Origin of the sequence: Martinezella multihospitum, from assembly GCF_900094585.1 — a bacterium.
In the GTDB taxonomy this organism is placed as follows: Bacteria; Pseudomonadota; Alphaproteobacteria; order Rhizobiales; family Rhizobiaceae; genus Rhizobium; species Rhizobium multihospitium.
Genome location: NZ_FMAG01000002.1, coordinates 767,956 through 782,461 on the forward strand (window position 1 = coordinate 767,956; position 14,506 = coordinate 782,461).

13 protein-coding genes are annotated in these 14,506 nt (G+C 60.8%); 8 read left to right on the forward strand and 5 right to left on the reverse strand.

What is annotated here, in order from left to right:
• Window positions 1-239: 239 nt before the first annotated feature.
• A complete protein-coding gene (locus GA0061103_RS10590; RefSeq protein ID WP_092710635.1) occupies window positions 240-872 on the forward strand; it encodes an outer membrane protein in 633 nt (210 codons plus the stop codon).
• Between the two features lie 72 nt (window positions 873-944).
• Here GA0061103_RS10590 and GA0061103_RS10595 read toward each other — a convergent pair whose 3' ends face one another.
• Window positions 945-1,787, reverse strand: coding sequence for an oxidoreductase (locus GA0061103_RS10595; RefSeq protein ID WP_092710638.1), 843 nt, complete (start codon window positions 1,785-1,787; stop codon window positions 945-947).
• Window positions 1,788-1,910: 123 nt separating this feature from the next.
• On the opposite strand from GA0061103_RS10595, the gene GA0061103_RS10600 reads away from it, so the two are divergent.
• A complete protein-coding gene (locus tag GA0061103_RS10600; RefSeq protein WP_092710641.1) occupies window positions 1,911-2,813 on the forward strand; it encodes a LysR family transcriptional regulator in 903 nt (300 codons plus the stop codon).
• Window positions 2,814-2,824: 11 nt separating this feature from the next.
• On the opposite strand, the gene GA0061103_RS10605 is transcribed toward GA0061103_RS10600, so the two are convergent.
• The gene (locus GA0061103_RS10605; RefSeq protein WP_092710644.1) at window positions 2,825-3,418 is read right to left on the reverse strand and encodes a glutathione S-transferase; all 594 of its coding nucleotides are present in this window, start codon (window positions 3,416-3,418) and stop codon (window positions 2,825-2,827) included.
• 29 nt (window positions 3,419-3,447) lie between these two features.
• Window positions 3,448-4,299: a 23S rRNA (adenine(2030)-N(6))-methyltransferase RlmJ gene (locus GA0061103_RS10610; RefSeq protein ID WP_092710647.1), complete on the reverse strand. Its 852-nt coding sequence runs from the start codon at window positions 4,297-4,299 to the stop codon at window positions 3,448-3,450.
• Window positions 4,300-4,380: 81 nt separating this feature from the next.
• On the opposite strand from GA0061103_RS10610, the gene GA0061103_RS10615 reads away from it, so the two are divergent.
• From GA0061103_RS10615 to GA0061103_RS10625, 3 genes are all read left to right on the forward strand, one after another.
• Complete coding sequence (locus tag GA0061103_RS10615; RefSeq protein ID WP_245304720.1) at window positions 4,381-6,504, forward strand: molybdopterin-containing oxidoreductase family protein; 2,124 nt, start codon at window positions 4,381-4,383, stop codon at window positions 6,502-6,504.
• Window positions 6,501-7,094 (forward strand): NUDIX domain-containing protein, encoded by a 594-nt coding sequence (locus tag GA0061103_RS10620; RefSeq protein WP_092710653.1) that lies wholly within the window; start codon window positions 6,501-6,503, stop codon window positions 7,092-7,094. Before GA0061103_RS10615 ends, GA0061103_RS10620 begins: the two co-directional genes overlap by 4 nt.
• Window positions 7,095-7,237: 143 nt before the next feature.
• The gene (locus GA0061103_RS10625; RefSeq protein ID WP_092710656.1) at window positions 7,238-8,407 is read left to right on the forward strand and encodes an alpha-D-ribose 1-methylphosphonate 5-triphosphate diphosphatase; all 1,170 of its coding nucleotides are present in this window, start codon (window positions 7,238-7,240) and stop codon (window positions 8,405-8,407) included.
• 3 nt (window positions 8,408-8,410) lie between these two features.
• Here the strand turns inward: GA0061103_RS10625 and purN are convergent, their stop codons facing one another.
• Window positions 8,411-9,082, reverse strand: coding sequence for a phosphoribosylglycinamide formyltransferase (gene purN, locus GA0061103_RS10630; RefSeq protein WP_092710659.1), 672 nt, complete (start codon window positions 9,080-9,082; stop codon window positions 8,411-8,413).
• Window positions 9,079-10,152, reverse strand: a complete 1,074-nt coding sequence (gene purM, locus GA0061103_RS10635) for a phosphoribosylformylglycinamidine cyclo-ligase (RefSeq protein ID WP_092710662.1) — start codon at window positions 10,150-10,152, stop codon at window positions 9,079-9,081. Before purM ends, purN begins: the two co-directional genes overlap by 4 nt.
• A 222-nt stretch (window positions 10,153-10,374) precedes the next feature.
• Here purM and GA0061103_RS10640 point away from each other — a divergent pair, with 222 nt between their 5' ends.
• The 3 genes from GA0061103_RS10640 to GA0061103_RS10650 all read left to right on the forward strand — a co-directional run bounded on the left by GA0061103_RS10640 (window position 10,375) and on the right by GA0061103_RS10650 (window position 14,497).
• Window positions 10,375-11,505, forward strand: coding sequence for an AI-2E family transporter (locus tag GA0061103_RS10640; RefSeq protein WP_092710665.1), 1,131 nt, complete (start codon window positions 10,375-10,377; stop codon window positions 11,503-11,505).
• A gap of 2 nt (window positions 11,506-11,507) precedes the next feature.
• Window positions 11,508-12,221, forward strand: a complete 714-nt coding sequence (gene hdaA / locus GA0061103_RS10645; RefSeq protein ID WP_092710668.1) for a DnaA regulatory inactivator HdaA — start codon at window positions 11,508-11,510, stop codon at window positions 12,219-12,221.
• A 74-nt stretch (window positions 12,222-12,295) separates the two neighbouring features.
• Window positions 12,296-14,497 carry an RNA degradosome polyphosphate kinase gene (locus tag GA0061103_RS10650; RefSeq protein WP_092710670.1) on the forward strand — a complete coding sequence of 734 codons (2,202 nt, stop codon included), beginning with the start codon at window positions 12,296-12,298 and terminating at the stop codon, window positions 14,495-14,497.
• Window positions 14,498-14,506: the final 9 nt, after the last annotated feature.

The window sequence follows — 14,506 nt, forward strand, 5'->3', positions numbered from 1 at the left end:
GTTTAAAATAAGTATACACGGTTTAACCGATGATTAGGGTTAACAATTCCTCTGTTGCGATGAAGCAACATCGAAATTCAGCCACCTCTGTGCCACAATGATATCATATTTTGGCTCTTCCAATTCCTCATTTGCATTCCAATTTCAACCTCGATCCGGGAGGGATATGTTTTAATTGCTCGTGGCGCTTCGAAGTCAAGGACAGTAAGCGGGGCACACGAGACTGAAAGGAGAAAAGTATGCGTACTCTTATCAAGACCCTCATGGTCTCCGCTTTCGCTCTCGGCGGCTACACCGCAGCTCAGGCTGCTGACGCTGTTGAGCAGATTCCGCAGCCGCCCGTCGCTCAGGAAGCAGCTCCGGTTGTCAACAACTGGTCTGGTTTCTACATCGGTGGTGAAGGTGACTGGAACAAGGGTCACTTCAATCGCACCGGCAACACTTACGGCTTCGGCGGTGGCGCCTTCACCGGCTACAACTGGCAGCAGGGCCAGATCGTATACGGTATCGAAGGTGACCTCGGTTACGCAGACTCCGAAACGAGCCGCAATGGCCTGACTGCCAAGAACGGCATCAACGGCTCGGTTCGCGGTCGCCTCGGTTACGACTTCAATCCGTTCATGCTGTACGGCACGGCCGGTCTGGCACTCGGCCAGAACAAGCTGTCCGACGACACGTCTTCCGAAAGCAAGACGGCTGTTGGCTACACGGTTGGTGCAGGTGCTGAAACCTTCATCACCAACAACATCACGGCTCGTCTCGAATACCGTTACACCGACTACGGCAAGAAGACCTTCAACCTCGACTCCGGTAGCTTCTCGCGTGGCTTCGACGAGCAGAGCGTCAAGGTCGGTATCGGCGTCAAGTTCTAATCGCTCGACGATATGGAATGAAGAAAAAGCCGGGGTTTTGCCCCGGCTTTTTTGCGTTATGTCTCGGAGTGTTTAGGCGGCATCCTTCGGGAAATCAGTCGAGACGGCCAGTTCGCGCCAGTCGGCCAACTCCTTGGCGACATACTCGTTCTTGGTCTCGATCGCGCCGACCGTATCGGAGCCGAAGGGCATGCGCAGCGGTGGGTTGGCCGAACGTGCAAGCGTGATCATCGACTTTGCAAGCCGTGCGGGATCGCCGGGCTGGCCGTGATTATGGCCGGCCGCGAAATCGCGCATGGCGCCAGCCGGCGTGTCGTTGTAGTCGGCAATCGAGCTCGAGCTGACGGCGAGCGAGCTTTCGTCGAGGAAGTCGGTCCGGAAGAAACCGGGTTCGACGACGGTAACCTTGATGCCGAGCGGCTGCAGTTCCGCAGCCATCGCCTCGGACAGGCCTTCGACAGCGAATTTCGTCGAGCAATAGACGCCCCAGCCGGCAAAGCTCTGGTAACCGCCGACCGAGGACATGTTGATCACATGGCCCGAGCGCTGCCGGCGCATGTGCGGCAGGATGGCGCGCGTCACCTTCAGCAGGCCGAAGACGTTGGTGGCGTAGAGCTTCTCGATCTCCTCGGCGGTCGCTTCTTCCACGGCGCCGAGCAGCCCGTAGCCGGCATTGTTGACAAGGATATCGATCCTTCCGAAGCGCTTGACGGCTGCTGCTGCTGCTTCATGGGCCTGCATCTCGTTCGAGACGTCCAGTGCGACCGGCAGGAGGTTCGGATGATTGCCGAACTTCTCCGCCAGGCCGGCGGGATTGCGGGCCGTGGCGACGACGGCGTCGCCGGCAGTCAAAGCTTCCTGAGCGATAAGGGCACCGAAGCCGCGGGATGCTCCTGTAATGAACCAAACACGCATGACTTTCTCCTTCGTGAGTTTGCGATTCCGTGGGTGGAATTCGCTTGCAGGAGAAAGGTAGCTTGATGACATCGTTGAGATAATCTACTTTGTTCTCCATGAAGCGCTGAGAAAATCTCATCAATGCGACGCATCCGTTCGACCGACCTGGCAATCTTTCTCACGATCGCTGAGCATCGCAGCTTCCGCAAGGCAGCGGTGGAGCTCGGCGTGACGCCCTCCGCGCTCAGCCATTCGCTGCGCGCGATCGAAGAGAGGTTGGATTTGCGGCTGGTCAATCGGACCACGCGCGGCGTCGGCTTGACGGAGGCCGGCGAGCGCCTGTTCGACCGCATCCGTCCGGCTTTCCTCGATATCGACGATGCCCTCGAGGATCTCGATAAATTCCGCGGCCAGCCCTACGGCAAGCTCCGCATCAACACGCCGCGCCCCGCCGCCAAGATGGTGCTGCTGCCGATCGTGTCGCGGTTCCTGCAGGCTTACCCCGCCATCGAAGTGGAAATCGTGGTGGACGATGCGCTCGTGGATACGGTCTCTGCCGGTTTCGACGCCGGCATACGCTTCGGCGAGAGTATCGCTGCCGATATGATCGCGGTTGCCATCGGTCCCCGTCAGCGGACAGCGATCGTCGGCTCGCCCGAGCATTTTCAGCGTTTCCCCAAACCGGTCACACCCCACGATCTCAAGGATCACCCCTGCATCCGCTACCGTTTCGCGAGCGGCACCTATTATCGCTGGGAGTTCGAACGCGGGGGTGTCGAGCTGGAGATCGACGTGCAGGGGCCGCTGACGCTCGGCGATCTCGATATCATGCTCGATGCAGCCATCGATGGCTCCGGTCTTGCCTTCCTGTTCGAGGACCACGCATTGCCGGCTTTGCGGGATGGCCGGCTGATCCGTGTGCTGGAGGACTGGTGCCCCTATTATCCCGGCTTCTTCCTCTATTATCCGAGCCGCCGGCAACTGCCGACGGCTTTGCGCGCCTTCGTCGATTTCGTGAAGGCCGGCGCTGCTCGCCAGAGATGAGCCGGAACGCGTCAGACCTGCGGCTTCATCGCCGGAAAATTGGGGAAATGCTTCTCGAACTTGTGTGCCCAGTCCGTCAATCCCGTATAGTCAGCTTCCCATTGCCCTTCAAAGCGGAGCTGCAGATAGCCGACAAGGGAGGCCAGTGCGAAATGGCCCGCGTGCAGCTTCTTGCCGATCTTGGGCGGTTCGGCGTCGAGATGGGTGAGCGCGCGGCTGACCTTCGTCCACTGCCGGTCGATCCAGGGCTGATGCTGCTTCTCGGGCTCGCGAAGGCGGCGCTCGTAGACGATTGACAGCAGGCACTCGTTGGTGCCGTCGATCAGCGCTTCCAGAACCTCGATTTCGGTGCGCTTGCCCTTCTTCGAAGGATAGAGCCCGCCTTCCTGCCGGTCGAAATAATGCATGATGGCGCGGCTGTCGAAAATCGCTTCGCCGTCGCCGGTCAGCAATGTCGGGATCTTGCCGAGAGGATTGTTGTCGATCAACAGCGTCGGCCCGGCATTCGTGTCGACATGGATTTCCTCGAGCTTGATGCCGAGATGGCGTGCCGCCATACGCACCTTGCTGGAAAAGGGGGAGGTGGACGAGCAAAGAAGTCTCATGAAATCACCTGTAGGTATGTGGAGTAAATTCAATGCTCGCCGCGCAGCCAGAAGGCGCGCTGCGAGGCGAAGCGATCCTGCGCCAGCATATCCTTCAACGCTGGCAGCAGTGCATGCAACTCGTCCTTCAGCGTGAAGGGCGGATTGACGATGATGAGGCCGGAGCCGGTAAGTCCGGTAAAGCCGCGATCGCTTTTGACGATCAGCTCGGCGCAAAGCATCTTCGGAATTTCGAGCGCCTGCAGCGCCTCGTGAAACGGCTTGATCGGCGCATCCTTCTTGATCGGATACCAGAGGCAATAGGTGCCGCCCGGAAAACGTCGCCAGGCCTTCGCCAGCCCGTCGATCAGCCGCTCATATTCGCCTTCCTCTTCGAAAGGCGGGTCGACAAGCACGATGCCGCGCTTCTCCTTCGGCGGCAGATGCGCGCCGAGTGCCAGCCAGCCATCCAGCTCGGTGATGCGGGCATGATGATCGCCTTCGAACAGCCGGTGCAGCCGCTGAAAATCGTCCGGGTGCAGCTCCATTGCCGAAAGCCGGTCCTGCGGGCGAAACAGCATGCGGGCGAGCTTCGGCGAGCCGGGATAGAGCCTGACGCCGCCTTCGGGGTTCAGCTCGCGGATGGCCGTAAGATAGGGCTCCAGCAGATCGGCGACCTGCGGCACGAGTTCGGCCTCCAGCACCCTGCCGATGCCATCGCGCCACTCGCCGGTCTTCTGCGCTTCTTCGGATGAGAGGTCATAAAGCCCGATACCTGCATGCGTGTCGAGAACGCGGAATGCCTTGTCCTTGTTCTGCATGTAACGGACGAGACGCGCGAGAACAGCGTGTTTCAAGACATCGGCAAAATTGCCCGCGTGGTAGATATGCCGATAGTTCATTGTCGGTGAAGTCCGCATGAATTGTTGAGATGAGCCGGATTATTGCTAGTGGCCGGGCATCGCTTGAAATATACAAACATCATGAACATTGCGACCCCCATCCAAGCCAAATCGCGTGTCGGCCACACGGCCTGTCCGCATGACTGTCCCTCCACCTGCGCGCTGGAGGTCGATCTGACTGAAGACGGCAGAATCGGCCGGGTTCGTGGAGCCAATGATCATCCCTACACCTCGGGCGTCATCTGCGCCAAGGTCGCGCGCTATGCCGAGCGGCTCTATCATCCTGATCGTCTGATGAAGCCTCTGCGCCGCGCCGGTGCCAAGGGCGAGGGGCGCTGGCAGGAGATTTCGTGGGACGACGCGCTGGACGAAATTGCCGAAGCCTTCGTCAAGGCGGAAGCGAAGGACGGCAGCGAGGCGATCTGGCCTTATTTCTACGCCGGCACGATGGGCTGGGTACAGCGCGATTCCATCGAGCGCCTGCGCCATGCCAAGCGCTATTCCGGCTTCTTCTCGTCGATCTGCACCAATCCCGCCTGGACCGGCTTTACGATGGCGACCGGCGTGCTGCGTGGTCCCGATCCGCGCGAGATGGGCCGCACGGATTGCGTCGTCATCTGGGGCACCAATGCGGTTGCCACTCAGGTCAACGTGATGACCCACGCGATCAAGTCCCGCAAGGAACGCGGCGCCAAGATTGTCGTCGTCGACATCTACGATAACCCGACGATGAAGCAGGCCGATCTGGCGCTGATCGTCAAGCCGGGCACCGATGCGGCCCTTGCCTGCGCCGTCATGCACATTGCCTTCCGCGACGGCTATGCCGACCGGGCCTACATGGCAAAATATGCCGACGATCCCGCCGGCCTCGAAGAGCACCTGAAATCGAAGACCCCGGCATGGGCAGCCGCTATCACCGGCCTCTCGGTCGATGAGATAGAAGCCTTCGCCAAGCTCGTGGGAACGACGAAGAAGACCTACTTCCGCCTCGGCTACGGCTTTACCCGCCAGCGCAACGGCGCGATCGCCATGCATGCGGCGGCCTCGATCGCGACCGTCCTCGGCTCTTGGCAGTATGAAGGCGGCGGCGCCTTTCATTCGAACAGCGATATCTTTCGCATGGACGCGAGCGAACTCACCGGCCGCGCCATGAAGGATATGGATATCCGCATGATCGATCAGTCGCAGATCGGCCGCGCCTTGACCGGCGATGCCGTGGCGCTGCGCCATCGCGGCCCGGTCACCGCCATGCTGATCCAGAACACCAATCCGGTGAATATCGCGCCGGAGCAGCGACTGGTGAAGCGTGGCTTTGCCCGCTCCGACCTCTTCGTCGCCGTGCACGAGCAGTTCATGACCGATACGGCCGACATGGCCGATATCGTCATCCCCGCCACAATGTTCGTCGAGCATGACGATATCTACCGCGCCGGCGGCCAGAACCACATCCTTCTCGGCCCGAAGCTTGTGGAGCCGCCACCGACGGTGCGCAGCAATCTTTTCGTGATCGAGGAGTTGGCCAAACGCCTCGGCGTGGCGGATCGCCCGGGCTTCGGTTTTACCGCCCGCGAGATGATCGACAGGGTTCTGTCGAGGAGCGGCCTGCCGGATTACGATTATTTCCTCGAGCACAAATGGTTCGATCGCCAGCCGGATTTCGACGATGCCCACTTCGTCAAGGGCTTTGCCCATCCCGACGGCAAGTTCCGCTTCCGCCCGGATTGGGTCAACCAGCCGGCGCCGAACCGCCCGCCGGCGGCTGTTGGCCTGCTCGGCCCCCATGTCGAACTGCCGGAATTCCCGGATCAGGTCGATGTCATCGAAGTGGCCGATCCCGAGCACCCGTTCCGGCTTGCAACCTCTCCATCGCGCAACTTCTTGAATTCGAGCTTTGCAGAAACGAAGACGTCGCGGCAGAAGGAAGGCCGCCCGGAGGTAATGATCAATCCGGCAGATGCCGAGCGGCTTGAGGTCGCTCAAGGCGAACTGATCCGCATCGGCAACGCGCGCGGCGATATCCGCCTCCACGCCCGCGTGACGACGGAAGTGAAGCCGGGCGTGCTGATTGCCGAAGGTCTGTGGCCGAACAAGGCCCATGTCGACGGCGAGGGTATCAATGTGCTCACCGGCGCCGATCCGGTCGCGCCCTATGGCGGCGCGGCTGTCCATGACAACAAGGTATGGCTCCGCAAGGATGTGGCATGACTAAATTCGAAAAGGCGAAGGCCGAAATCGTCAGTGAAAAGACGCTGGCGGACCAATGGACGCGGCTCAGCACCTTTGAGGTCGACTACACGGATTCGCAGGGCGAAAAGCATCGCCTGAAGCGCGAAGTCTATCATCGCACGCCTGCTGCCTGCATCCTGCTCTACGATCCCAAACGCGAAACGGTCGTGCTCGTCCGGCAATTTCGCCTGCCGGCGCAGCTTGTCGGTGAGCCGGCCTGGATGATCGAAGTGCCCGCCGGCCTGCTCGACGGTGACGATCCGGAAGCCGCAATCCGTCGGGAAGCCATGGAAGAGACCGGCTTTCGCGTGCGCGACGCGCGCTTTCTCTTCAAGTCGATGACGTCGCCTGGTTCCTCGACCGAAGTCATTCATTTCTTCGCCGCTGTCATCGATACGTCCGACCGGGTTGCCGATGGCGGCGGGCTCGCGGAAGAACATGAGGACATCGAGGTCCTGGAGGTTCGGCTCTCCGATGCGATGGCAATGATTGAAAGGGGCGATATCTACGACGCCAAGACGATCATGCTGCTGCAATGGGCGGTCTTGAACGTCGCCAGTCTGAAATAGGCGACCGAATGAGGAGCGGAGGTAAAACTCCGCGCCACGTTCATCACATTGTCACGAATCGAGCTTACCGGGGCGTGCTGGCCGGAAACATTCGAATGTTTCCGGCCTCCTTCGATGATAGACGCTGTTTCAGGAGAAAGCCGATGTGGCTCAGCAATTTCACGCTCGTTCTTCCCAATGAAGTCGTCGAGAGAGGCGCGGTGCGCATCGAGGACGGCGTGATTGCCGAAATCCGCTCGGAACCCGTCGAGCAGCCGACGTTTGACGGCGGCGGCCGTTTGCTGATGCCAGGCTTCGTCGATCTGCACTGTGACATGGTGGAGCGCGAGATCGCGCCGCGGCCCAATGCCATGATGCCGATCGATTTCGGCATTCACGAGCTGGACAAGAAACTGGCGGCGGCGGGTGTTACCACCGCCTTTGCCGCGCTCTCCTTTGCGACCGAAAGCGTCTACGGTCACGTCCGCTCGCTCGAAACCACCTCGGCTGTGATCCGCGGCATAGGCAGCCTGCGCAACGAGCTGCTGATCGATCATCGCGTTCATGCGCGCTACGAAATCACCAATCTCGGTGCTGCTCCGACCCTGGAACGGCTGCTGGAAGAAGGCTCCGTCGACATGGTGTCCCTGACGGACCACACGCCGGGGCAGGGGCAGTATAACGACATCGAAAGCTACATCCGCAGCATGTCTGAGCGCCGCTCCATGTCACGCGAAGCGGCCGAGGAAGTCGTGGCAAAGCGCATCGCGCAGCGCCAGGACCCGGAGATCGAACGCAAGCTGCATGACGTGGTCGAGCTTTCGCTGAAGCACAAGCTGTCGCTGGCCTCGCATGATGACGACAGCGCCGAGAAGGTGGCAGCGATGCACGATCTTGGCGTGACGATCAGCGAGTTTCCGGTGACTGGACCGGCCGCCGAAGAAGCCTGCCGCCGTGGTCTCTGGACCTTGATGGGCGCGCCGAACGCGCTGCGCGGCCAGTCGATGTCCGGTAATCTCAGCGCCCTCGATGCGGCCCGCTCGGGCCTGCTCGGCATCATCGCCGCCGATTATCACCCGGCTGCCTTCGTCCCGGCGATCTTCAAGATTGCCGATGTGGTTGCCGGCGGTCTGCCGGCGGCGGTTGCGACGGCAACGTCCAATGCCGCCCGTTCGGCCGGTCTGATGGATCGCGGCGAGATCGCCGTCGGCCAGCTTGCGGATCTGGTCGCGGTCGAGCCTGGCTCGGTTCATCGCATCCGTGCGACCTTCCGCGGCGGCCGCATCGTCTATAGCGACGGCACGCTGCACCCGCTGATGGCGATGGCTGCCTGAAGATTAGTTTGCGTCACCGATCAGTGATACGATCTGCCGCTCGGGTGCGGCAGATACTTCGGCAAGGCTCACGGCCTTGCCATTTTCCATCCTGACCTTGCCTTCCGCCAGTAGTCGCAGCGATTGCGGATAGATTTGGTGCTCGACCGTCAGCACGCGGGCAGCAAGGCTGTCGGCCGTATCGTCGCTGAGCACGGGCACGGCCGCCTGGCCGACAACAGGACCTTCGTCCATGCCTTCGGTGACGAAATGTACGGTGCAGCCGGCAATGCGCATGCCGGCGTCGATCGCGCGTTGATGCGTGTGCAGGCCGGGGAAAAGCGGCAGCAGTGACGGATGGATATTGATGATCCGCCCTTCGTAAGCCTGGATGAAGCGGCCGGAGAGCAGCCGCATGTAGCCGGCAAGGCAGATGATATCGGGGGAGAGGGCTTCCAGCTGCGAAAGGATCGCCTCTTCATGGGCTTCTTTGCCGGCAAATTCCTTGCGCACGAAAGCGAAGGTCGCAATGCCTTCCGCTGCAGCCTTTGCCAGCCCACCCGCATCCGCCTTGTCGGAAATGACGCCGACGATCTCGGCCGGATAGTCGGCCGCTTTCGTGGCCTTCAGAAGAGCCAGCATGTTGGAGCCGCCGCCCGAGATAAAGACGACGACGCGTTTGCGCGGCGTGGTCATAGAGCCAGCGTGCCCTTGTAGACGGTGCCGTGGGCGCCTTCGTCGCGCGCGATCATACGGCCGAGCGTGATGACGGCTTCGCCTTCTGCCTTGAGCGCGGCCTTCACGGCCTCGACGTTTTCAGCCGCGACGACGACGATCATGCCGATACCGCAATTGAAGGTGCGCAGCATTTCCTTCGCCTCGACGCCGCCCATCTTGGCAAGCCACGAGAAAACCGGCGGCACCTTGACGGCGGCCAGATCGATTTCGGCGGCGAGATGTTTCGGCAGCACGCGCGGAATATTCTCCGGGAAGCCGCCGCCGGTGATGTGGGCGAGCGCCTTGAGGGCGTGTGTTTCGCGAATGGCCTTTAGCAGCGGCTTCACATAGATGCGTGTCGGCGTCAGCAGCGCTTCGCCGAGTGCCTTGCCGTCTGCGAAGGGAGCCGGCGCATCCCAGCCAAGGCCGGAAAGCTCGACGATCTTGCGCACCAGCGAGAAGCCGTTGGAGTGAACGCCGGAAGAGGCGAGGCCGAGAATGATGTCGCCCTCGCCAATATCACCCGACGGCAGCAGCTGGCCGCGTTCGGCGGCCCCGACGGCAAAGCCCGCCAGGTCGTAGTCGCCGTCAGAATACATGCCCGGCATTTCAGCCGTCTCGCCGCCGATCAACGCGCAACCTGCGTCGCGGCAGCCGGCAGCAATACCGCCGACGATCGCCGCACCCTGGTCGGGGTCGAGCTTGCCGGTGGCGAAGTAATCGAGGAAGAACAGCGGCTCTGCGCCCTGGACGACCAGATCGTTCACGCACATGGCAACGAGGTCGATGCCGACGGTGTCGTGATAGTTGGCGTCGATCGCGATCTTCAGCTTGGTTCCGACGCCGTCATTGGCGGCGACCAGCACCGGATCGGTAAATCCCGCGGCCTTGAGGTCGAACAAGCCGCCGAAGCCGCCGATCTCGCCGTCGGCACCCGGCCGGCGCGTCGAACGGACGGCGGGCTTGATCTTTTCGACCAGCAGGTTGCCGGCGTCGATATCGACGCCCGCATCGCTATAGGTCAGACCGTTTTTTCCAGACTGGCTCATGCTTCTGCCTCCGATGGCGGCCTGTCCTTCGCGACAGGGCTTTGATCGGGTCGCCATTGCATGATAGGGGCCTTTATGCAAGGCGCAAGCGCCGCAAACCCCGCGATTTTCCCCGCTTCCCATTGCTCAAGGCAGATTTCCGGCCTCAGGCTTGACCATAATTGCGGCATCATCCTATGTCCTAAGCACACGGCAAACGGGCTGGAAGCAACGGGGAAGACGATGGAGCAAAAGGTCAGCGGGGCGAGCCTCAAGCGTCAAGTCACCTTCTGGGTGATTGTGCTCGTCGTTTTCGTCGCCTTTGTTTATATCTTCAGCACGATCCTGCTGCCGTTCATCGCGGGCATGGCGGTCGCCTATTTCCTCGATCCGGTCGCCGATCGGCTGGAGCGGATCGGCCTCAGCCGCCTGATGGCGACGGTGGTGATCCTCGTCTCCTTCATACTGATCTTCGCGCTGGCACTAACGATCTTCATTCCGATTATCGTCAACCAATTCAACGATTTCATCCAGCACATTCCGACCTATGTGCAGCAGATACAACAGCTGATCGCCAAGGCGCAGACGATGGTGCTGCCGGATTGGATCCGCAACCAGCTCGGCGCGATCAAGGACAATTTCTCCAGCATCATGTCCGAAGGGCTGAGTTTCGTCGGCGGTCTGTTCGCGCAGCTCTGGAGCTCCGGCAAGACGCTGGTCAACATCATCTCGCTGATGGTCGTCACACCCGTCGTCGCCTTCTATATGCTGCTTGACTGGGATCGGATGGTCGCCAAGGTAGACGACTGGATCCCGCGCGATCATGTTGCCACCGTTCGCCAGATCGCCCACGAGATCGATCAGGCGATCGCCGGCTTCATTCGAGGGCAGGGTTCGCTCTGCATCATTCTCGGCGTCTATTATGGCGTCGGTCTCTCGCTCGTCGGCCTGAACTTCGGTCTGCTGATCGGCCTTTTTGCCGGCATGATCAGCTTCATTCCCTATGTCGGTTCGATGGTTGGCCTCGTTCTGGCCGTCGGCGTCGCGCTCGTTCAGTTCTGGCCGGATTATCTCTGGGTCGGCCTGACGCTCGCCGTCTTCTTCACCGGCCAGTTCCTGGAAGGCAATGTGCTGCAGCCGAAGCTTGTCGGCGAAAGCGTCGGCCTGCATCCAGTCTGGCTGATGTTCGCCCTTTTTGCCTTCGGCGCGCTCTTCGGTTTCGTCGGCCTGTTAATTGCGGTCCCGGCAGCTGCCGCATGCGGCGTTCTTGTCCGCTTCGCCCTTTCGCGCTACCTTCAGAGCGATCTCTATTACGGACGCTCGGAAGCGGGCAAGGCACGCAAAGCCAAGGCTGGCAAGACCGAGAATAGCTAGACATGACCGACGCAAAGAACGCTGATCTCAGGCGCAAGGCCGCCGAACAGCTGCCCTTGGCCTTTACGCACGATCCCGCCAACGGACGCGACGATCTGCTCGTTGCCGATCCCTTGCACGCGGCCGTGAAGATCGTCGATTCCTGGCCGAATTGGCCGTCGCCGGTCGTCATCCTGGCCGGTCCCGTGGGCTCGGGCAAATCGCATCTCGCCAGCATCTGGAGCGAGCGTTGCGCCGCCGTCCACATTCATCCCGTCGCCGGCTCCGATGCCGCAGTCGCAGCGGCCAATGGCCCTGTCATCTTCGAAGACGTGGATCGCCTCGGTTTTGACGACACGGAGCTTTTCCATGTCATCAACAGCGTGCGCGAAAACGGCACCAGCCTCTTGATGACGAGCCGGCTTTGGCCGATGTCATGGCCGGTGACGTTGCCCGACCTGCGCTCCCGCCTGAAGGCTGCGACCGTGGTCGAGATTGGCGAGCCGGACGAGGAATTGCTGTCGCAGGTGATCGTCAAGCTCTTTGCCGATCGCCAGCTTTATATCGATGACAAACTCGTCCTTTATATCGTCAATCGCATGGAGCGTTCCTTGAACGCAGCGCAGCTGATCGTCGACAGGCTAGACCGGCTGGCACTTGGACGGGGAACGAGGATCACGCGCCTGTTGGCCGCTGAGGTCCTGAACGAACTGGGTAGCTCCGGTCAGCCGGATTGAGTCGACATCGACTGTCACAGTTCCGTCGTCAAACTGATATACGTGGCACAAGATTAGAAGAGGGTAGGTGGAACATGGACTCGGCACTCACGGAACATCAGGACGCCAACCAGGACGCCCCTGAGGCAAACCCACCCGTCAGTGAACTGATGACCAGCCCCGAACGCTTCATCAATCGTGAATTTTCCTGGCTGCAGTTCAATCGCCGCGTCCTTGAAGAGACGTTGAACACGGCCCATCCACTGCTGGAGCGCGTTCGCTTCCTCTCCATTTCCGCAGCCAACCTCGATGAATTCTTCATGGTGCGCGTCGCCGGCCTCGAAGGCCAGGTCCGCCAGAAGATTCTGGTGCGTACCCCGGATGGCAAGACGCCCGCCGAGCAGCTCGACGATATCCTGCGCGAGATCGACAATCTGCAGATGGAGCAGCAGGCTTCGCTGGCCGTCCTGCAGCAATATCTCGCGAAGGAAGATATTCTGATCGTCCGCCCGGCTGCCCTTTCCGATATGGATCGGCAGTGGCTGCACACCGAGTTCGAACAGGCGATCTTCCCGGTTCTGACGCCGCTGTCCATCGACCCGGCGCATCCTTTCCCCTTCATTCCGAATCTCGGCTTCTCGATCGCGCTGCAGCTGAAGAGCATGAACGGCCGCGAGCCGATGACGGCGCTGCTGCGCCTGCCGCCGGCGCTCGACCGCTTCGTGCGCCTGCCGGATGCCAGCAATGTCATCCGCTACATCACGCTCGAAGACGTGGTGAACATCTTCATCCACCGGCTCTATCCCGGCTATGAGGTGCAGGGTTCGGGTACCTTCCGCATCATCCGCGATAGCGATATCGAAGTCGAGGAAGAGGCTGAAGACCTGGTGCGCTTCTTCGAAACGGCGCTGAAGCGCCGCCGCCGCGGTTCCGTGATCCGTATCGAGACCGATTCCGAAATGCCGCTCGAGCTTCGCCAGTTCGTGGTGGAATCGCTGAACGTACCGGAAAACCGTATTGCGGTTCTGCCGGGTCTGCTCGCGCTCAACACGCTCTCCGAAATCTGCAAGGCGCCGCGCGACGATCTGCGTTTCGAGCCCTACAATGCCCGATTTCCTGAGCGCGTCCGTGAACACGCCGGCGATTGCTTCGCCGCCATCCGCGAAAAGGACATGGTCGTCCACCACCCCTACGAATCCTTCGACGTGGTGGTCCAGTTCCTTCTCCAGGCTGCTAGGGATCCTGACGTTCTGGCGATAAAGCAGACGCTCTACCGTACCTCGAATGACAGCCCGATCGTCCGCGCGTTGATCGACGCCGCCGACATGGGCAAGTCCGTGACCGCGCTGGTGGAGCTCAAGGCCCGCTTCGATGAAGAAGCGAACATCCGCTGGGCACGCGACCTTGAGCGCGCCGGCGTGCAGGTCGTCTTCGGCTTCATCGAGCTTAAGACACACGCGAAGATGTCGATGGTTGTCCGCCGCGAAGATGGCAAGTTGCGCACCTACTGCCATCTCGGCACCGGCAACTATCATCCGGTCACCGCCAAGATTTACACCGACCTGTCCTATTTTACTTGTGATCCGACCATCGCCCACGACATGGCGAACATCTTCAACTTCATCACCGGTTACGGTGAGCCGGAACAGGGCATGAAGATTGCGGTTTCGCCCTATACGCTGCGGCCGCGCATCCTTCAGCATATCGAAGGCGAGATCGAGCACGCCAAGAACGGCCGTCCGGGCGCGATCTGGATGAAGATGAATTCGCTCGTCGATCCCGACATCATCGACGCCCTCTATCGCGCCAGCAATGCCGGCGTCGAGATCGATCTGGTCGTGCGCGGCATCTGCTGCCTGCGTCCGCAGATCCCCGGCCTTTCGGAAAGGATCCGCGTTAAGTCGATCGTCGGCCGCTTCCTCGAGCACAGCCGCATCTTCTGCTTCGGCGATGGTCATGGCCTGCCGTCGGACAAGGCTCTGGTCTATATTGGCTCTGCTGACATGATGCCGAGAAACCTCGATCGCCGCGTAGAAACCCTCGTGCCGCTCACCAATAAGACCGTGCACGAACAGGTGCTTTCGCAGATCATGCTGGGCAATATCATTGACAATCAGCAAAGCTACGAGATATTGCCGGACGGGACTTCACGGCGCATGGAAGTGCGCCAGGGAAAAGAGCCATTTAATGCGCAGCAGTATTTCATGACCAACCCCAGCCTGTCGGGCCGTGGTGAAGCTTTGAAATCCAGCGCACCGAAACTCATCGCTGGGCTGCTGTCGGGCCGCAACAAATAAATTGGACCT

What these genes read in the sequence shown, in the direction of transcription:
- GA0061103_RS10595 (WP_092710638.1), bottom strand. Translation starts at nt 1,787, where the DNA reads ATGCGTGTTTGGTTCATTACAGGAGCATCCCGCGGCTTCGGTGCCCTT.
- GA0061103_RS10650 (WP_092710670.1), top strand. Translation starts at nt 12,296, where the DNA reads ATGGACTCGGCACTCACGGAACATCAGGACGCCAACCAGGACGCCCCT.
- purM (WP_092710662.1), bottom strand. Translation starts at nt 10,152, where the DNA reads ATGAGCCAGTCTGGAAAAAACGGTCTGACCTATAGCGATGCGGGCGTC.
- GA0061103_RS10605 (WP_092710644.1), bottom strand. Translation starts at nt 3,418, where the DNA reads ATGAGACTTCTTTGCTCGTCCACCTCCCCCTTTTCCAGCAAGGTGCGT.
- hdaA (WP_092710668.1), top strand. Translation starts at nt 11,508, where the DNA reads ATGACCGACGCAAAGAACGCTGATCTCAGGCGCAAGGCCGCCGAACAG.
- GA0061103_RS10620 (WP_092710653.1), top strand. Translation starts at nt 6,501, where the DNA reads ATGACTAAATTCGAAAAGGCGAAGGCCGAAATCGTCAGTGAAAAGACG.
- purN (WP_092710659.1), bottom strand. Translation starts at nt 9,082, where the DNA reads ATGACCACGCCGCGCAAACGCGTCGTCGTCTTTATCTCGGGCGGCGGC.
- GA0061103_RS10640 (WP_092710665.1), top strand. Translation starts at nt 10,375, where the DNA reads ATGGAGCAAAAGGTCAGCGGGGCGAGCCTCAAGCGTCAAGTCACCTTC.
- GA0061103_RS10615 (WP_245304720.1), top strand. Translation starts at nt 4,381, where the DNA reads ATGAACATTGCGACCCCCATCCAAGCCAAATCGCGTGTCGGCCACACG.
- GA0061103_RS10625 (WP_092710656.1), top strand. Translation starts at nt 7,238, where the DNA reads ATGTGGCTCAGCAATTTCACGCTCGTTCTTCCCAATGAAGTCGTCGAG.
- GA0061103_RS10610 (WP_092710647.1), bottom strand. Translation starts at nt 4,299, where the DNA reads ATGAACTATCGGCATATCTACCACGCGGGCAATTTTGCCGATGTCTTG.
- GA0061103_RS10600 (WP_092710641.1), top strand. Translation starts at nt 1,911, where the DNA reads ATGCGACGCATCCGTTCGACCGACCTGGCAATCTTTCTCACGATCGCT.
- GA0061103_RS10590 (WP_092710635.1), top strand. Translation starts at nt 240, where the DNA reads ATGCGTACTCTTATCAAGACCCTCATGGTCTCCGCTTTCGCTCTCGGC.